Annotated in this window: 17 protein-coding genes; 7 read left to right on the top strand and 10 right to left on the bottom strand. The window is 64.4% G+C overall.

Annotated features, from left to right (window positions below):
• Window positions 1-51 precede the first annotated feature (51 nt).
• Together glnL and ntrC are read left to right on the top strand one after the other, a co-directional pair.
• On the top strand, window positions 52-1137 hold the full coding sequence (gene glnL / locus RAM80_RS19005) for a nitrogen regulation protein NR(II) (RefSeq protein WP_416421998.1): 1086 nt from the start codon (window positions 52-54) through the stop codon (window positions 1135-1137).
• Entirely contained in the window at window positions 1134-2570 is a 1437-nt protein-coding gene (gene ntrC, locus RAM80_RS19000; protein WP_416421997.1) for a nitrogen regulation protein NR(I), read from the top strand. Before glnL ends, ntrC begins: the two co-directional genes overlap by 4 nt.
• 580 nt (window positions 2571-3150) lie before the next feature.
• Here ntrC and RAM80_RS18995 read toward each other — a convergent pair.
• Window positions 3151-3591, bottom strand: coding sequence for a hypothetical protein (locus RAM80_RS18995; RefSeq protein ID WP_416421996.1), 441 nt, complete (start codon window positions 3589-3591; stop codon window positions 3151-3153).
• Between RAM80_RS18995 and trmL the strand changes: the two genes are divergently transcribed.
• Window positions 3590-4045 (top strand): tRNA (uridine(34)/cytosine(34)/5-carboxymethylaminomethyluridine(34)-2'-O)-methyltransferase TrmL, encoded by a 456-nt coding sequence (gene trmL / locus RAM80_RS18990; RefSeq protein ID WP_008367899.1) that lies wholly within the window; start codon window positions 3590-3592, stop codon window positions 4043-4045. The genes RAM80_RS18995 and trmL overlap by 2 nt on opposite strands.
• Before the next feature lie 53 nt (window positions 4046-4098).
• Here the strand turns inward: trmL and secB are convergent, their stop codons facing one another.
• From secB to RAM80_RS18975, 3 genes are read right to left on the bottom strand one after another with little or no spacing between them, the layout of a single operon-like run.
• Window positions 4099-4593, bottom strand: a complete 495-nt coding sequence (secB, locus tag RAM80_RS18985; protein WP_416421995.1) for a protein-export chaperone SecB — start codon at window positions 4591-4593, stop codon at window positions 4099-4101.
• A gap of 41 nt (window positions 4594-4634) precedes the next feature.
• Window positions 4635-4889 carry a glutaredoxin 3 gene (gene grxC / locus RAM80_RS18980; protein ID WP_416421994.1) on the bottom strand — a complete coding sequence of 85 codons (255 nt, stop codon included), beginning with the start codon at window positions 4887-4889 and terminating at the stop codon, window positions 4635-4637.
• 1 nt (window position 4890) lies between these two features.
• Entirely contained in the window at window positions 4891-5304 is a 414-nt protein-coding gene (locus tag RAM80_RS18975) for a rhodanese-like domain-containing protein (protein WP_416421993.1), read from the bottom strand.
• Between the two features lie 211 nt (window positions 5305-5515).
• On the opposite strand from RAM80_RS18975, the gene gpmI reads away from it, so the two are divergent.
• From gpmI to RAM80_RS18955, 4 genes are all read left to right on the top strand, one after another.
• Complete coding sequence (gene gpmI / locus RAM80_RS18970; RefSeq protein ID WP_416421992.1) at window positions 5516-7051, top strand: 2,3-bisphosphoglycerate-independent phosphoglycerate mutase; 1536 nt, start codon at window positions 5516-5518, stop codon at window positions 7049-7051.
• Window positions 7052-7190: 139 nt separating this feature from the next.
• A complete protein-coding gene (locus RAM80_RS18965; RefSeq protein ID WP_416421991.1) occupies window positions 7191-8471 on the top strand; it encodes a murein hydrolase activator EnvC family protein in 1281 nt (426 codons plus the stop codon).
• Between the two features lie 94 nt (window positions 8472-8565).
• Window positions 8566-9918: a S41 family peptidase gene (locus RAM80_RS18960; protein WP_416421990.1), complete on the top strand. Its 1353-nt coding sequence runs from the start codon at window positions 8566-8568 to the stop codon at window positions 9916-9918.
• Window positions 9918-10754, top strand: coding sequence for a divergent polysaccharide deacetylase family protein (locus RAM80_RS18955; RefSeq protein ID WP_416421989.1), 837 nt, complete (start codon window positions 9918-9920; stop codon window positions 10752-10754). The genes RAM80_RS18960 and RAM80_RS18955 overlap by 1 nt, the downstream gene beginning before the upstream one ends.
• Window positions 10755-10918: 164 nt before the next feature.
• Here RAM80_RS18955 and RAM80_RS18950 read toward each other — a convergent pair whose 3' ends face one another.
• The 6 genes from RAM80_RS18950 to hisB all read right to left on the bottom strand — a co-directional run bounded on the left by RAM80_RS18950 (window position 10919) and on the right by hisB (window position 14830).
• Entirely contained in the window at window positions 10919-11674 is a 756-nt protein-coding gene (locus RAM80_RS18950) for a substrate-binding periplasmic protein (protein ID WP_416421988.1), read from the bottom strand.
• 111 nt (window positions 11675-11785) lie between these two features.
• Window positions 11786-12556, bottom strand: coding sequence for an imidazole glycerol phosphate synthase subunit HisF (gene hisF, locus RAM80_RS18945; protein ID WP_416421987.1), 771 nt, complete (start codon window positions 12554-12556; stop codon window positions 11786-11788).
• A gap of 10 nt (window positions 12557-12566) precedes the next feature.
• Window positions 12567-13304, bottom strand: a complete 738-nt coding sequence (hisA, locus tag RAM80_RS18940; protein WP_416421986.1) for a 1-(5-phosphoribosyl)-5-[(5-phosphoribosylamino)methylideneamino]imidazole-4-carboxamide isomerase — start codon at window positions 13302-13304, stop codon at window positions 12567-12569.
• 40 nt (window positions 13305-13344) lie between these two features.
• Window positions 13345-13599 carry a DUF2164 domain-containing protein gene (locus RAM80_RS18935; RefSeq protein ID WP_416421985.1) on the bottom strand — a complete coding sequence of 85 codons (255 nt, stop codon included), beginning with the start codon at window positions 13597-13599 and terminating at the stop codon, window positions 13345-13347.
• On the bottom strand, window positions 13599-14237 hold the full coding sequence (gene hisH, locus RAM80_RS18930; protein WP_416421984.1) for an imidazole glycerol phosphate synthase subunit HisH: 639 nt from the start codon (window positions 14235-14237) through the stop codon (window positions 13599-13601). The genes RAM80_RS18935 and hisH overlap by 1 nt, the downstream gene beginning before the upstream one ends.
• Entirely contained in the window at window positions 14237-14830 is a 594-nt protein-coding gene (gene hisB / locus RAM80_RS18925) for an imidazoleglycerol-phosphate dehydratase HisB (protein ID WP_008367877.1), read from the bottom strand. The genes hisH and hisB overlap by 1 nt, the downstream gene beginning before the upstream one ends.
• Between the last annotated feature and the right edge of the window lie 168 nt (window positions 14831-14998).

The raw sequence follows: 14998 nt of genomic DNA, 5'->3' as shown, positions 1-14998 counted from the left end.
CAAGGACCCGCGCTCCTGCGGCAATGGGCCAAAAGAGGTCAACGACAGCTAATGACCATCAGTGATGCACTGCACCGACTGCTTCTGGACAACCTGACCACTGCCACCATCCTGCTCAACGCCGAGCTGCGCCTGGAGTACATGAACCCGGCCGCGGAAATGCTCCTGGCCATCAGCGGCCAGCGCAGCCATGGGCAGTTCATCAGCGAGCTGTTCACCGAGTCGGCCGAGGCCCTCAACTCCCTGCGCCAGGCCGTGGAACAGGCCCACCCGTTCACCAAGCGCGAGGCCATGCTCACCGCGCTCACCGGCCAGACCCTGACCGTGGACTACGCGGTAACGCCGATTCTCAACAACGGCCAGACCCTGCTGCTGCTCGAAGTGCACCCCCGTGACCGGCTGCTGCGCATCACCAAGGAAGAGGCCCAGCTGTCCAAGCAGGAAACCACCAAGATGCTGGTGCGCGGCCTGGCCCACGAGATCAAGAACCCGCTGGGCGGCATCCGTGGCGCCGCGCAGCTGCTGGCCCGGGAGCTGCCCGAGGAGAGCCTGAAGGACTACACCAACGTCATCATTGAAGAGGCCGACCGCCTGCGCAACCTGGTGGACCGCATGCTCGGTTCCAACAAGCTGCCGTCGCTGGCCATGACCAACGTGCACGAGGTGCTGGAGCGCGTGTCCAGCCTGGTGGAAGCAGAAGCCCAGGGCGGCATCACCCTGGTGCGCGACTACGACCCCAGCATTCCCGACGTGTTGATCGACCGCGAGCAGATGATCCAGGCCGTGCTCAATATCGTGCGCAACGCCATGCAGGCCATCAGCGGCCAGAACGAGTTGCGCCTGGGCCGCATCAGCCTGCGCACGCGCACCATGCGCCAGTTCACCATTGGCCACACCCGCCACCGGCTGGTGACCAAAATCGAAATTACCGACAACGGACCCGGTATACCGGCCGAGCTCCAGGAGACCATCTTCTACCCGATGGTCAGCGGGCGCCCGGACGGTACAGGCCTTGGCCTTGCCATTACCCAGAACATCATCAGCCAGCACCAGGGGCTGATCGAGTGTGAAAGCCACCCCGGCCACACCACTTTCTCGATCTTCCTGCCGCTGGAACAAGGAGCCGCTTCGTCATGAGTCGTAGTGAAACTGTCTGGATCGTCGATGACGACCGTTCCATCCGTTGGGTGCTGGAAAAGGCCTTGCAGCAGGAAGGCATGACCACCCAGAGCTTCGACAGTGCCGATGGCGTCATGAGCCGCCTGGCCCGCCAGCAGCCGGACGTGATCATCTCCGACATCCGCATGCCCGGCGCCAGTGGCCTGGACCTGCTGGCGCGCATCCGCGAATCGCACCCGCGCCTGCCGGTCATCATCATGACCGCCCATTCGGACCTGGACAGCGCCGTGGCGTCGTACCAGGGCGGTGCGTTCGAATACCTGCCCAAGCCGTTCGACGTGGACGAGGCCGTGGCCCTGGTCAAGCGCGCCAACCAGCACGCCCAGGAGCAACAAGGCCTGACCGAAGTGCCGACGCTGACCCGCACGCCGGAAATCATCGGCGAAGCGCCGGCCATGCAGGAAGTCTTCCGCGCCATCGGCCGCCTCAGCCATTCCAACATCACCGTGCTGATCAACGGTGAGTCGGGTACGGGTAAAGAGCTGGTCGCCCACGCCCTGCACCGTCACAGCCCGCGCGCGGCCTCGCCGTTCATTGCCCTGAACATGGCCGCCATTCCCAAGGACCTGATGGAATCCGAGCTGTTCGGCCATGAGAAAGGCGCGTTCACCGGCGCTGCCAACCTGCGCCGCGGCCGCTTCGAGCAGGCCGACGGCGGCACGCTGTTCCTCGACGAGATCGGCGACATGCCGGCCGACACCCAGACCCGCCTGCTGCGCGTGCTGGCCGACGGCGAGTTCTACCGCGTGGGCGGCCACACCCCGGTGAAGGTCGACGTGCGCATCATCGCCGCCACCCACCAGAACCTGGAAACCCTGGTACACGCCGGCAAGTTCCGCGAGGACTTGTTCCACCGCCTGAACGTGATCCGCATCCACATTCCGCGCCTGTCGGACCGCCGTGAAGACATCCCGACCCTGGCCAAGCACTTCCTCAGCCGCGCCGCCCAGGAGCTGGCCGTGGAGCCCAAGCTGCTGAAGGCCGAGACCGAGGAATACCTGAAGAACCTGCCGTGGCCCGGCAACGTGCGCCAGCTGGAGAACACCTGCCGCTGGATCACCGTGATGGCCTCGGGCCGTGAAGTGCACATCGGCGACCTGCCACCCGAGCTGCTGAGCCTGCCGCAGGACGCAGCGCCGGTGACCAACTGGGAGCAGGCCCTGCGCCAATGGGCCGACCAGGCCCTGGCCCGTGGCCAGTCCAGCCTGCTGGACAGCGCCGTGCCGAGCTTCGAGCGCATCATGATCGAGACCGCCCTCAAGCACACCGCCGGCCGCCGCCGCGACGCCGCCGTGCTGCTGGGCTGGGGCCGCAACACCTTGACCCGCAAGATCAAGGAACTGGGCATGAAGGTGGATGGCGGCGACGAGGACGAAGGCGACGACGCCTGACCCACCCCGTTACAGCAAAAAAAACCGCCAGCGACCCTGGCGGTTTTTTTTTACCCGTAGCAGCTGCCGAAGGCTGCGTCCCCAGCCAACCCGGTATTGCGCCCGGACGCAGCCTTCGGCAGCTGCTACGGGGTTGTGCATGGTGGCCCTGGCGTGCACCGCCGCAAGGCGTTTTTGCCCTTGGATCCAGCAAAAATGGCCTGAAAAACACCTCGCCGAAAATTGCCATTCATCGCCAAACCCGCGAAATACAAGGCTTGCGGCCGCCGGATCACAAATTCGCAACATCATGAGCGCATTTTTTCAAAAGCTGGCACGCGCTCTGCAATGTAGTAAGTGCAGGAACAGAAACACACGCCCAGTTTTGGGGTCCTTGGTACAGGCAGGCCGGGGAACCCTTCTTTACAGCCGGGACGCGCAGCACTCGACGAGGGTTGCGGTCCCACACCCGTTTTGGGGACCTTGGTACAGGCAGGCCGGGGATTCCCCTTCTTTACAACGGGGCGCGCAGCACTCGACGAGCGTTGCGCCCCCTCCCGTTTTGGGGACCTTGGTACAGGCAGGCCGGGGATTCCCTCTTTTATTCCTCCCGGAGGCTGAGCTTCAGCCTCCAGCGCCCATCCTCTTCTTCCCCACTGATATCACCGTGCAAGGGCCGCGCCGCCACCACGTTCAACAACAGGCCGTTCTCGCCTGGCTGGGTGCGCCAGTTGGCCTTCTTGCCGTTGATATCCACCTGGCCGTTGCGGGTCAGGCCGTGAGCCTCGAATTGCACCACCAGCGCCCCGTCCACCGTGGTGGTCTGCACCTTGGGTTCGCCCGTGAACCAGAACACCAGCGCCGCCGGTTGTGGCTCGATTTTCACCAGTTCCAGCACTTCGGGGTTGGTGAGCTTGCCGATCATCAGCCCCACCATCAGGCCGATAATCGCCAACGAGAACATCACCCGCGGGAACAGGCTCGGACGCGGGTCCGGTTCAGGGGTAGAATGCTGCCCGTCTTTCAGTTCGGAGCCGTGCATGTTTCACGTCATCCTTTTTCAACCAGAGATACCGCCCAATACAGGCAACATTATACGGCTGTGCGCCAACAGTGGCTGCCACCTGCACTTGATCGAACCGATCGGCTTCGAGCTCGATGACAAGCGCCTGCGCCGCGCCGGCCTGGACTACCACGAGTACGCCACGCTCAAGCGCCACGCCGACCTTGCCAGCTGCCTGGAAAGCCTGGGCAACCCGCGGCTGTTCGCGTTCACCACCAAGGGCTCCAAGCCGTTCCACGAGGTGAGCTTCGCCGACGGCGACGCCTTCCTGTTCGGCCCGGAAAGCCGCGGCCTGCCGCCCGAGGTGCTGGACCCGCTGGGCAGCGACCAACGCCTGCGCCTGCCGATGCGTGAAGGCTGCCGCAGCCTGAACCTGTCGAACACCGTGGCCATCGCGGTGTACGAGGCGTGGCGCCAGTTGGGCTTCGCCTGACCTTGTAGCCACAAAAAAGCGCCCCGAGGGGCGCTTTTTCGTTGCGGCAAGCCTTACTGCAGCGAAGGCTTCGGCGCGTCGCCGGCTTCCTGCATGCGTTGCAGCTCTTGCGCGTACAGGGCGTCGAAGTTGACCGGGGCCAGCATCAGCGCCGGGAACGAGCCACGAACAACCAGGCTGTCCAGGGTTTCGCGCGCGTACGGGAACAGGATGTTCGGACAGAAGGCACCCAGGGTGTGGCTCAGGGAGGCGTCGTCCAGGTTCTTGATCAGGAAGATACCGGCCTGCTGCACTTCAGCGATGAAGGCCACTTCCTCGCCGTTCTTGACGGTGACCGACAGGGTCAGCACGACCTCGTGGAAACCTTCTTCCAGCGCCTTCTGGCGAGTGTTCAGGTCCAGGGCAACGCTTGGCTCCCACTGCTGGCGGAAGATGGCCGGGCTTTTCGGCGCTTCGAACGACAGGTCACGCACGTAGATGCGCTGCAGGGAGAATTGCGGGGCGTTGGCTTCGTCGTTTGCCGCGCCGTTGTTCGGTTGATCAGTCATCGCAGATCCTTCTTACATTAAGGTCGTAACGTGGTTTGAATTCAGGCCTTGAGCAGCGCGTCGAGCTTGCCGGCGCGCTCCAGTGCGTACAGGTCGTCACAGCCGCCGACGTGCTGCTCGCCGATCCAGATTTGCGGGACCGAGGTGCGCCCGGCCTTCTGGGCCATGGCGGCGCGCACTTGTGGCTGGCCGTCGACGCGGATTTCTTCGAAGGCAACGCCCTTGCTTTCCAGCAGGGCCTTGGCCCGCATGCAGTAGGGGCACCAATCGCTGGAGTAGACGACGACGTGGCTCATTTCACTTTACCAGTGGAAGATTGTCAGCGCGCCAGCTGGAAACACCACCTGACAGTTTGGCCGCGGTATAGCCCGCCTTCAGCAGCTCGCGCGCGGTAGTGCCGGCGTGCTGGCCCAGGCTGTCGACGATGATCAGGGTCTTGCCCTTGTGCTTTTCCAGCTCGGCCATGCGCGAGGCCAGCTTGTCCTGGGGAATGTTCAGGGCGCCGACGATGTGGCCGCTGGCGTAGTCTTTCTTGGCGCGGATGTCGATGACCACGGCCTGCTCGGCATTGACCAGTGCAGTCAGTTCACGCGGGCTCAGGCTCTTGCCGCCACGGCTGGCTTCCAGCGCGAGCAGCATGATCAGCAGGATGGCGAAAGCGCCGACGAGCAGATAGTGATTTGTGGCGAATTGAAGCAGGTGATCGGCCATCAGCAGGTTCCAGGGCGTTAAAATGTCGGCCAGTATACACAGCCGTCAAAGTCGGCCAAAGCCCGCCGGGCGCAACCTTCACGGAACCGCCGGCGCAAGGGCCTTGTCTGTGCTTCATAAGTGCGATTGATGAAGGTTATTCGCAAGCCTTGGCGTCTATGCCCTAAAATACGCTTCTCCTTTTCCATCTGACATAGCCGCGAGTGGATCTATGACAACCACGCCTAAACCTTTGGTCCTGATCATCCTGGATGGTTTCGGTCACAGCGAAAGCCACGAATACAATGCTGTCTATTCGGCGAAGAAGCCCACGCTGGACCGCCTGACCCAGACCATGCCCAATGGCCTGATCTCCGGTTCCGGCATGGACGTGGGCCTGCCCGACGGTCAGATGGGCAACTCCGAGGTCGGCCACATGAACCTGGGCGCCGGCCGCGTGGTGTATCAGGACTTCACCCGCGTGACCAAGGCCATTCGTGACGGCGAGTTCTTCGAGAACCCGACCATCTGCGCCGCCGTGGACAAGGCCGTCGGCGCCGGCAAGGCCGTGCACATCCTGGGCCTGCTGTCGGACGGCGGCGTGCACAGCCACCAGGACCACATCGTGGCCATGGCCGAGCTGGCCGCCCAGCGTGGCGCCGAGAAGATCTACCTGCACGCCTTCCTCGACGGCCGCGACACCCCGCCCAAAAGCGCCGAGGCGCCGCTGGAGCTGATGGACAAGACCTTCGCCCGCCTGGGCAAGGGCCGCACGGCCACCATTATCGGCCGCTACTTCGCCATGGACCGCGACAACCGCTGGGACCGCGTCAGCGCGGCCTATGAGCTGATTGTCGACGGCACCAGCGAATACACCGCCGCCACCGCCGTGGACGGCCTCAACGCTGCCTACGAGCGCGGCGAGAACGACGAATTCGTCAAGGCCACGCGCATTGGCGACCAGGTGCAGGTGGAGGACGGCGACGCCGTGGTGTTCATGAACTTCCGCGCCGACCGCGCCCGGGAGATCACCCGCGTGTTCGTCGAAGACAACTTCGCCGACTTCCCGCGCAAGCGCCAGCCCAAGCTGGCCGGCTTCGTGGGCCTGACCCAGTACTCGGTGAAAATCCCGGCCCCGGCCGCCTTCGCCGCCGGCAGCCTGCACAACGTGCTGGGCGAATACCTGGCCAACAACGGCAAGACCCAGCTGCGCATCGCCGAGACCGAGAAGTACGCCCACGTGACGTTCTTCTTCTCCGGCGGCCGCGAAGAGCCGTTCCCGGGCGAAGAACGCATCCTGATCCCGTCGCCGAAGGTCGCCACCTACGACCTGCAGCCGGAAATGAGCGCCCCCGAGGTTACCGACAAGATCGTCGACGCCATCGAACACCAGCGCTTCGACGTGATCGTGGTCAACTACGCCAACGGCGACATGGTCGGCCACAGCGGCATCATGGAAGCCGCGGTGAAGGCCGTGGAATGCCTGGACACCTGCGTGGGCCGCATCGTCGAAGCCCTGGACAAGGTCGGCGGCGAAGCGCTGATCACCGCCGACCACGGCAACTGCGAGCAGATGGAAGACGAGTCCACCGGCCAGGCGCACACCGCGCACACCACGGAGCCGGTGCCGTTCATCTACGTCGGCAAACGCAAGGTGCACGTGCGCGAAGGCGGCGTGCTGGCCGACGTGGCGCCGACCATGCTGCACCTGCTGAACATGGCCAAGCCTGAGGAAATGACTGGCCACTCGATTCTGGTAGACGACTAAGCTCACTGCGCGGGGGCCGGTGCCAGCGCCCTGCCCCCGCGCCCTGGATGAAACGACCGGCAGTTGCCGCACGGACGTTTTTTTTGCAAGCCGCGGCGGGCATACTAGGCCCGTCTCCACACTGGTATCGCCCACCCCCATGCTTCGTGCACTGATAGCCCTAGCCCTAGCCGGCCTGCTGAGTACGGCCTACGCCGACGACCGTGAGCAAACCCAACAGCAGTTGGACGCCACCAAGCAGGACATCGCCGAGCTGAAAAAACAACTCAGCCAGGTACAGGAACAAAAGAACGGCGTGCAGAAAGACCTGCGCGGAACTGAAACGCAGATGGGCAAGCTGGAGAAGCAGGTGGAGGCCCTGCAAACGGAACTAAAAAAGACCCAAGGCGAGCTGGATCGCCTAGCCCAGCAAAAAGATCAACTCCAGCAAAGCAAGACTGAACAACAGCGCCTGATCGCCATCCAGGCCCGCGCTGCCTACCAGGGCGGCCGCCAGGAATACCTCAAGCTGTTGCTCAACCAGCAGAATCCGGAGAAATTCGCCCGGACGCTGACCTATTACGACTACATGAGCACCGCGCGCATGGCGCAGCTCAAGCAGTTCAACGAGACCCTGCGCCAGCTGGCCAATGTCGAACAGGACATCGCCGGCCAGCAGGCGGCGTTGCTGGCCCAGCAAAGCAGCCTGGACAGCCAGCGCCAGGACCTGGACAAGGTCCGCAAGGAGCGCCAGGCCGCCCTGGCCAAGCTCAACGACAGCTACAAGCAGCAGGACCAGAAGCTTTCCGCGCGCCAGCAGGACCAGGAAGACCTGGCCAAGGTGCTCAAGACCATCGAGGAAACCCTGGCCCGCCAGGCCCGCGAAGCCGAGGAAGCACGGCAGAAAGCCCTGCTGGCGGCCCAGGAGGCCGAGAAGCAGCGCCAGCGTGAAAACGCCCAGGCCAAGGCCGATGACGCGCCAAAACGTGCCAAAACCACGCCGGGTGCACTAGTCTCCAGTGGCGGCGCCAGCTACGGCGGGCCGTTTGCTGCAGGCCGGGGCAAACTTCCGTGGCCTGTCGATGGTCGATTGTTGGCACGCTTTGGTGAAACTCGCGGTGATGACGCCCGCACCAAGTGGGATGGTGTCATGATCAGTGCACCGGCCGGCACCCAGGTGCATGCCGTGCATGGCGGCCGCGTGGTGTTCGCCGATTGGCTGCGCGGTGCCGGGCTGCTGGTGATTCTCGACCACGGCGATGGCTACCTGACGTTGTACGGGCATAACCAGAGCCTGCTCAAGGGCGCCGGGGATGTCGTGAAGGCCGGCGAGGCTATCTCGACGGTTGGCAATAGTGGTGGGCAGGACACCTCGGCATTGTATTTTGCCGTTCGCCAGCAAGGTCGCCCCAGCGATCCTTCGCAATGGTGCCGCGGCTGAAGTCGGCACCACAACAAGGGCGTCAAGGCCGTCGTGAATGACGGCGCGCCAATGCCCCGAAAGGCGCAAAACCAGAATCAGGAGTTCGTTCGTCATGCTGCACTTGCCCCGCCTTACCTCGCTGGCCCTGACGATCGCCGTGGTGATCGGCGCCCCCCTCGCCCGTGCGGCGGAGCCTGCGCACCTGGCCGCCACCACCACGACCGCCCCGGCACCCGCCGCGGCCGCCGCCGACCCGGCCAAGGCACCGCTGCCGCTGGACGAGTTGCGCACCTTCGCCGAGGTGATGGACCGCATCAAGGCCGCCTACGTGGAGCCGGTGGACGACAAGACCCTGCTGGAAAACGCCATCAAGGGCATGCTCAGCAACCTTGACCCGCACTCTGCCTACCTGGGCCCGGAAGACTTCCAGGAGCTGCAGGAAAGCACCAGCGGCGAATTCGGCGGCCTGGGCATTGAAGTGGGCGCAGAAGACGGCGTGATCAAGGTGGTCTCGCCCATCGACGACACCCCGGCCACTCGCGCCGGCATCGAGGCCGGCGACCTGATCGTGAAGATCAACGGCCAGCCCACCCGCGGCCAGTCCATGACCGAGGCCGTGGACAAGATGCGCGGCAAGATCGGCGAGAAAATCACCCTGACCCTGGTGCGCAACGGCGGCAACCCGTTCGACGTGACCCTGGCCCGCGCTGTCATCCAGGTCAAGAGCGTGAAGGCGCAGCTGCTCGAAGACGGCTACGGCTACATCCGCATCACCCAATTCCAGGTCAAGACCGGCGAGGAAGTCTCCAAGGCCCTGGCCAAGCTGCGCAAGGACAACGGCAAGAAGCTCAACGGCCTGGTGCTGGACCTGCGCAACAACCCCGGCGGCGTGCTGCAGGCGGCCGTGGAAGTGGTGGACCACTTCATCAGCAGCGGCCTGATCGTGTACACCAAGGGCCGCATCGCCAACTCCGAACTGCGCTTCTCGGCCACCGGCCACGACGAAAGCGACGGCGTGCCGCTGGTGGTGCTGATCAACGGCGGCAGTGCCTCGGCCTCGGAAATCGTCGCCGGCGCCCTGCAGGACCACAAGCGTGGCGTGCTGATGGGCACCGACAGCTTCGGCAAGGGCTCGGTGCAGACCGTGCTGCCGCTCAACAATGACCGCGCGCTGAAGATCACCACGGCGCTGTACTACACGCCCAACGGCCGTTCCATTCAGGCCCAGGGCATCGTGCCTGACGTGACCGTGCGCCAGGGCAAGGTCACCAACGACACCGCCGACAACGAGAACTTCAAGGAAGCCGACCTGCAGGGTCACCTGGGCAACGGCAACGGCGGCAAGGATCGCCCGTCCGGCCAGGCGCCGATCGGCAAGCAGAAGGCCCGCCCGCAGGACGGCGACTTCCAGTTGAGCCAGGCGCTGTCGCTGCTCAAGGGCCTGAGCGTCACCCGTAACAAGTGATGCCTCTACGCGCTGTATTCCTCGCCCTGTTGTGCTGCCTGTCCGGCCTGGCCCACGCCACGCCGGGCAGCAGCGACGCCAAGCCCCGCAAGGCCTACTTCACGCTGATCATCGACGACCTGGGGCAGAACCTGCCCCGGGACCGTCGCGCCCTGGCGCTGCCCGGCCCGGTCACCCTGGCGGTGATGCCCGACACCCCGCACGCCGCCGACTTCGCCCGCGAGGCGCACAAGGCCGGCAAGACGGTGATCGTGCACATGCCCATGGACCCGGCCACCGGGCCGTTCGCCTGGCACCCCGACCTGCCCATGGACGAACTGCGCACGCGCCTGCAGGCGGCGCTCAAGGCCGTGCCCTACGCCGCCGGCATGAACAACCACGAAGGCAGCAAGATGACCTCGCAGCCCGAGGCCATGGCCATGCTCATGGGCGAGCTGCAGCAGCGCAACCTGTTCTTCGTCGACAGCCGCACCAGCGCCGCCACCGTGGCCGCGGCCAAGGCCCAGGAGATCGGCCTGGCGCACGTGTCGCGGGACGTCTTCCTGGATGACGTGCGCACCCCCGAGGCCGTGGCCAAGCAGCTGCACACGGCCATTGCCCATGCGCAGAAGTTCGGCTCGGTGGTAGTGATCGGCCACCCTTACCCGGTGACCATGGACGTGCTGGCCCGCGAGCTGCCCGACCTCAAGGGCCAGGGCATCGACTGGATTCCGGTGCGGCAGATGATTGCCGTGCGCTCGAACCGGGCGATGCCGGCGCATGGCAAGGGGGGCACCTATACCCCGGCTCCAGCGCCAGCGCCAGCGCCAGCACCCGCTCCAACACCCGTCCCGTAGCAGCAACTGTCTTGTGGGAGCTGGCTTGCCAGCGAGCTTTTAAGGCCCCAACAGCTCGCTGGCAAGCCAGCTCCCACAGGATGTAGCAGCTGCCGAAGGCTGCGTCCCGGGGCACCGCAATGATGGGCACGGACGCAGCCTTCGGCAGCTGCTACGGGGCGGGGTTAAAGGTAACGGGACATGATGTCGTCGACGATGCCTTCGCTGCGCATCTGGTCCAGCGCCTTCTGCAGGCGCGCCACCACCTCGTCCGGGGTGTCCTTGTTCAGCGCCAGGTACAGCTGCGCGCTGTTGAAGCGCAACACCGTCTTGAGCCCGCTCACCCCTTCCAGCCGCGCCAGGTAGCGCCCGGCCGGGTCACCGGTGGCCCACACGTCGATCTCGCCATCCAGCAGCTTCTGGGCGTTGTCCTGGTCACGCAGGGCGATCACCGGGTGCATGCCCTCGCGGGTCAGGGTCTCGGCGATAGCGTCGCCCTTGTACGCGCCTATCTTCAGGCGCCGGGCCTGGGCCAGGCTGTCGAGCTTGAGCTTGCTGTCGGCACGCGCCAGCAGAATCCAGTCGTCAGGCCCGATGGGGCCCACCCACTTGAACGCCTGCTCGCGCTCGGGCAGCCGCGCGGTGACGAACACGCCGTAGCCAGGGCTTTGCATGGTCAGCTTGTAGATGCGGTCCCAGGGGAAACGCAGGGTCATGCTGTAGGGGATTTCGGCGCGCTTGAACATCTCGCGCACCACGTCGGCGGCGATGCCCTGGATGTTCTCTTCCCGGGCGAAGTTCTTGCCGTTGGCGGCCATGTTGTACGGCGGGAAATTCTCGGTCAGCAGCACCATGGAGTAGTCGGCTGGCACCTCGGCGCGGGCGCCCAGGGCAAACGACAGGCTGACACTGGCGAGAAAGGCGAATGCAAAACGCTTCATGAGAGTCGAGCCCCAAATCCATGGCTGTCGAATACAACACTAAGGCAATTTGCCATTACCCACAAATCGTTAAACCTGTGGGAGCTGGCTTGCCAGCTCCCACAGCCTGTATCAGCGGACGACGATGCCCTGCTTGGCCATGAACGCCTTCGCTTCCGGCACGGTGTATTCGCCGAAGTGGAAGATGCTGGCCGCCAGCACGGCGCTGGCGTGGCCTTCAAGCACGCCGTCGGCCAGGTGCTGCAGGTTGCCGACGCCGCCCGAAGCAATCACCGGGATGCCCAGCGCGTCGCTGATGGCGCGGGTGACGCCCAGGTCGAAGCCGTTCTTCATGCCGTCCTGGTCCATGCTGGTCAGCAGGATCTCGCCGGCGCCCAGGCCTTCCATCTTCATCGCCCACTCCACCGCGTCCAGCCCGGTAGGCTTGCGGCCGCCGTGGGTGAAGATCTCCCAGCGCGGGGTCTCGCCCGGGCCGGAGACCTTCTTGGCGTCGATGGCCACCACGATGCACTGGGAACCGAAGTGCTGCGCGGCTTCACCGACGAACTCGGGGTTGAACACGGCCGCGGTGTTGATCGACACCTTGTCGGCACCGGCGTTGAGCAGGTTGCGAATGTCTTGCACGGTGCGCACGCCGCCGCCCACGGTCAGCGGGATGAACACCTGGCTGGCCATGCGCTCGACGGTGTGCAGGGTGGTATCACGGCCATCGACGCTGGCAGTGATGTCCAGGAAGGTGATTTCGTCCGCGCCCTGCTCGTCGTAGCGACGGGCGATTTCCACCGGGTCACCGGCGTCGCGGATGTTCTCGAACTTCACGCCCTTGACCACGCGGCCGTTGTCCACGTCCAGGCAAGGGATGATGCGTTTGGCCAGCGCCATGGGTCAGTCCTCAGCCTTTGTAGGAATCGCAGAACGCCTGGGCTTCGGCGACGTCCAGGGTGCCTTCGTAGATGGCACGGCCAGTGATGGCGCCAATGATGCCAGGGGCCTTGGCGTCCAGCAGGGCCTTGATGTCACCCAGGTTGTGGATACCGCCGGAGGCGATGACCGGGATCTTGGTGGCCGCGGCCAGGGCAGCGGTGAACGGCACGTTGCAGCCCTGCATCATGCCGTCCTTGGCGATGTCGGTGTAGACGATGGCGCTGACGCCGTCGGCTTCGAAGCGCTTGGCCAGGTCGATGACCTGCACGCTGCTGACTTCAGCCCAGCCGTCGGTGGCGACGAAACCATCCTTGGCGTCCAGGCCGACGATGACCTTGCCCGGGAAGGCCTTGCAGGCCTCGGCCACGAACTCGGGCTCTTTCACGGCCTTGGTGCCGATGATCACGTAGCTGACGCCGGCCTTCACGTAGTGCTCGATGGTTTCCAGCGAGCGGATGCCGCCGCCGATCTGGATCGGCAGGTTGGGGTAGCGCTTGGCGATGGCGGTGACCACTTCGCCGTTGACCGGCTGGCCTTCGAAGGCGCCGTTCAGGTCGACCAGATGCAGACGGCGGCAGCCGCCCTCCACCCACTTGGCAGCCATGCTCACCGGGTCATCGGAGAACACCGTGGAATCTTCCATGCGGCCCTGGCGCAGACGTACGCAGGCACCGTCTTTGAGATCGATAGCGGGGATAATCAGCATCTGGCAAACCTTCAATTCGATTTTTCAGCGATGCTCGAGATCAGTTTTTCTCGAGCGCCCACAGGTCGCTTTCAATGCTCTCGAAACGCTCCTTGAGGTGCGCCTGAACATCGAAAATCGCCCTGTTGTAATAGTGCGGAGCAATTTCACGGGTAAACAGCTCAAGAATCTCCGCCGCCTCGAACGACCCCAGGTCCAGTTCGAAACGGTCCTCCATGAAGCGCTTGATCTTCGTGGTGGCTTCGTTTTCCTGCTCGGGGGTGAGCGTGAGGATCGGCGGCTTCTTCTTGCTCATTACCAGCGGCCGTCCCAGGCGGCGAAGTTCTGCAGCAGCTGCAGGCCATGGGTATGGCTCTTCTCCGGGTGGAACTGCACGGCAAAGCGCGAACCTTCGGCCAGCGCGGCGGCGAAATCGACGCCGTAGTGCCCACGGCCCACTACCTGGCCAGCCTTGGCGGCGGCGATGTAGTAGCTGTGCACGAAGTAGAAGCGCGCCAGGTCCGGAATGTTGTGCCACAGCGGGTGGTCGACGCTCTGGGTGACTTCGTTCCAGCCCATGTGCGGCACCTTCAGGTGCGCGCCGTCTTCGTGCAGGTCCTTGCCGAAGAACTTCACGTTGCCGGGGAACAGGCCGATGCAGTCGACGCCGTCGTTCTCTTCGCTGTGGTCCAGCAGGGCCTGCATGCCCACGCAGATGCCCAGGAACGGGCGGTCCAGGCTGACTTCACGCACCAGGGCGTCGAAGCCCAGGCGCTTGATCTCGGCCATGCAGTCGCGAATCGCGCCCACGCCGGGGAACACCACGCGGTCAGCTTCGCGGATCACCGCGGCGTCGCTGGTGATCAGGACCTTGCCGGCACCCACGTGCTCCAGGGCCTTGGCCACCGAGTGCAGGTTGCCCATGCCATAGTCGATAACCGCTACCGTCTGCATTACAGGCAACCTTTGGTGGAAGGCATTTGCCCGGCCATGCGCTCGTCCAGGGTGATGGCCATGCGCAGTGCGCGGCCGAACGCCTTGAACACGGTCTCGATCTGGTGGTGGGTGTTGTGCCCACGCAGGTTGTCGATGTGCAGGGTGACGTTGGCGTGGTTGACGAAGCCCTGGAAGAATTCCTGGAACAGGTCAACGTCGAAGCCGCCGACTGAGGCGCGGGTGTAGGGCACGTGCATCTGCAGGCCTGGGCGGCCGGAGAAGTCGATGACCACGCGCGACAGCGCTTCGTCCAACGGCACGTAGGCGTGGCCGTAGCGGAAGATGCCTTTCTTGTCGCCGATGGCCTGGTTGAACGCCTGGCCCAGGGTGATACCCACGTCCTCGACGGTATGGTGGTCGTCGATATGCAGGTCGCCCTTGCACTCGATGTCCAGGTCGATCAGCCCGTGACGGGCGATCTGATCGAGCATGTGTTCAAGGAAGGGTACCCCGATATCGAATCGGGCCTTTCCGGTGCCATCCAGGTTGATCGAGGCTTTGATCTGGGTTTCCAGAGTGTTGCGCTCGACGGACGCCTTACGTTCGGCCATCACCAGCTCCGCAAAATCATTGGGCGAAAAAGGCAGACATTATAGGCCGGGCGGGCGCCAAACAGAAACAAAAGGCTGACATGAACTGACCGGTGCGTTTGTGGGAGCTGGCTTGCCAGCGAGCTTTTCAGGCTTTAAAAGCTCGCTGGCAAGCCAGCTCCCACAGGT

The organism is Pseudomonas sp. App30, assembly GCF_047947025.1.
Classification (GTDB): domain Bacteria; phylum Pseudomonadota; class Gammaproteobacteria; order Pseudomonadales; family Pseudomonadaceae; genus Aquipseudomonas.
The sequence above is the reverse complement of the archived record's forward strand: the minus strand, read 5'-3'. Positions and strand labels throughout refer to the sequence as shown.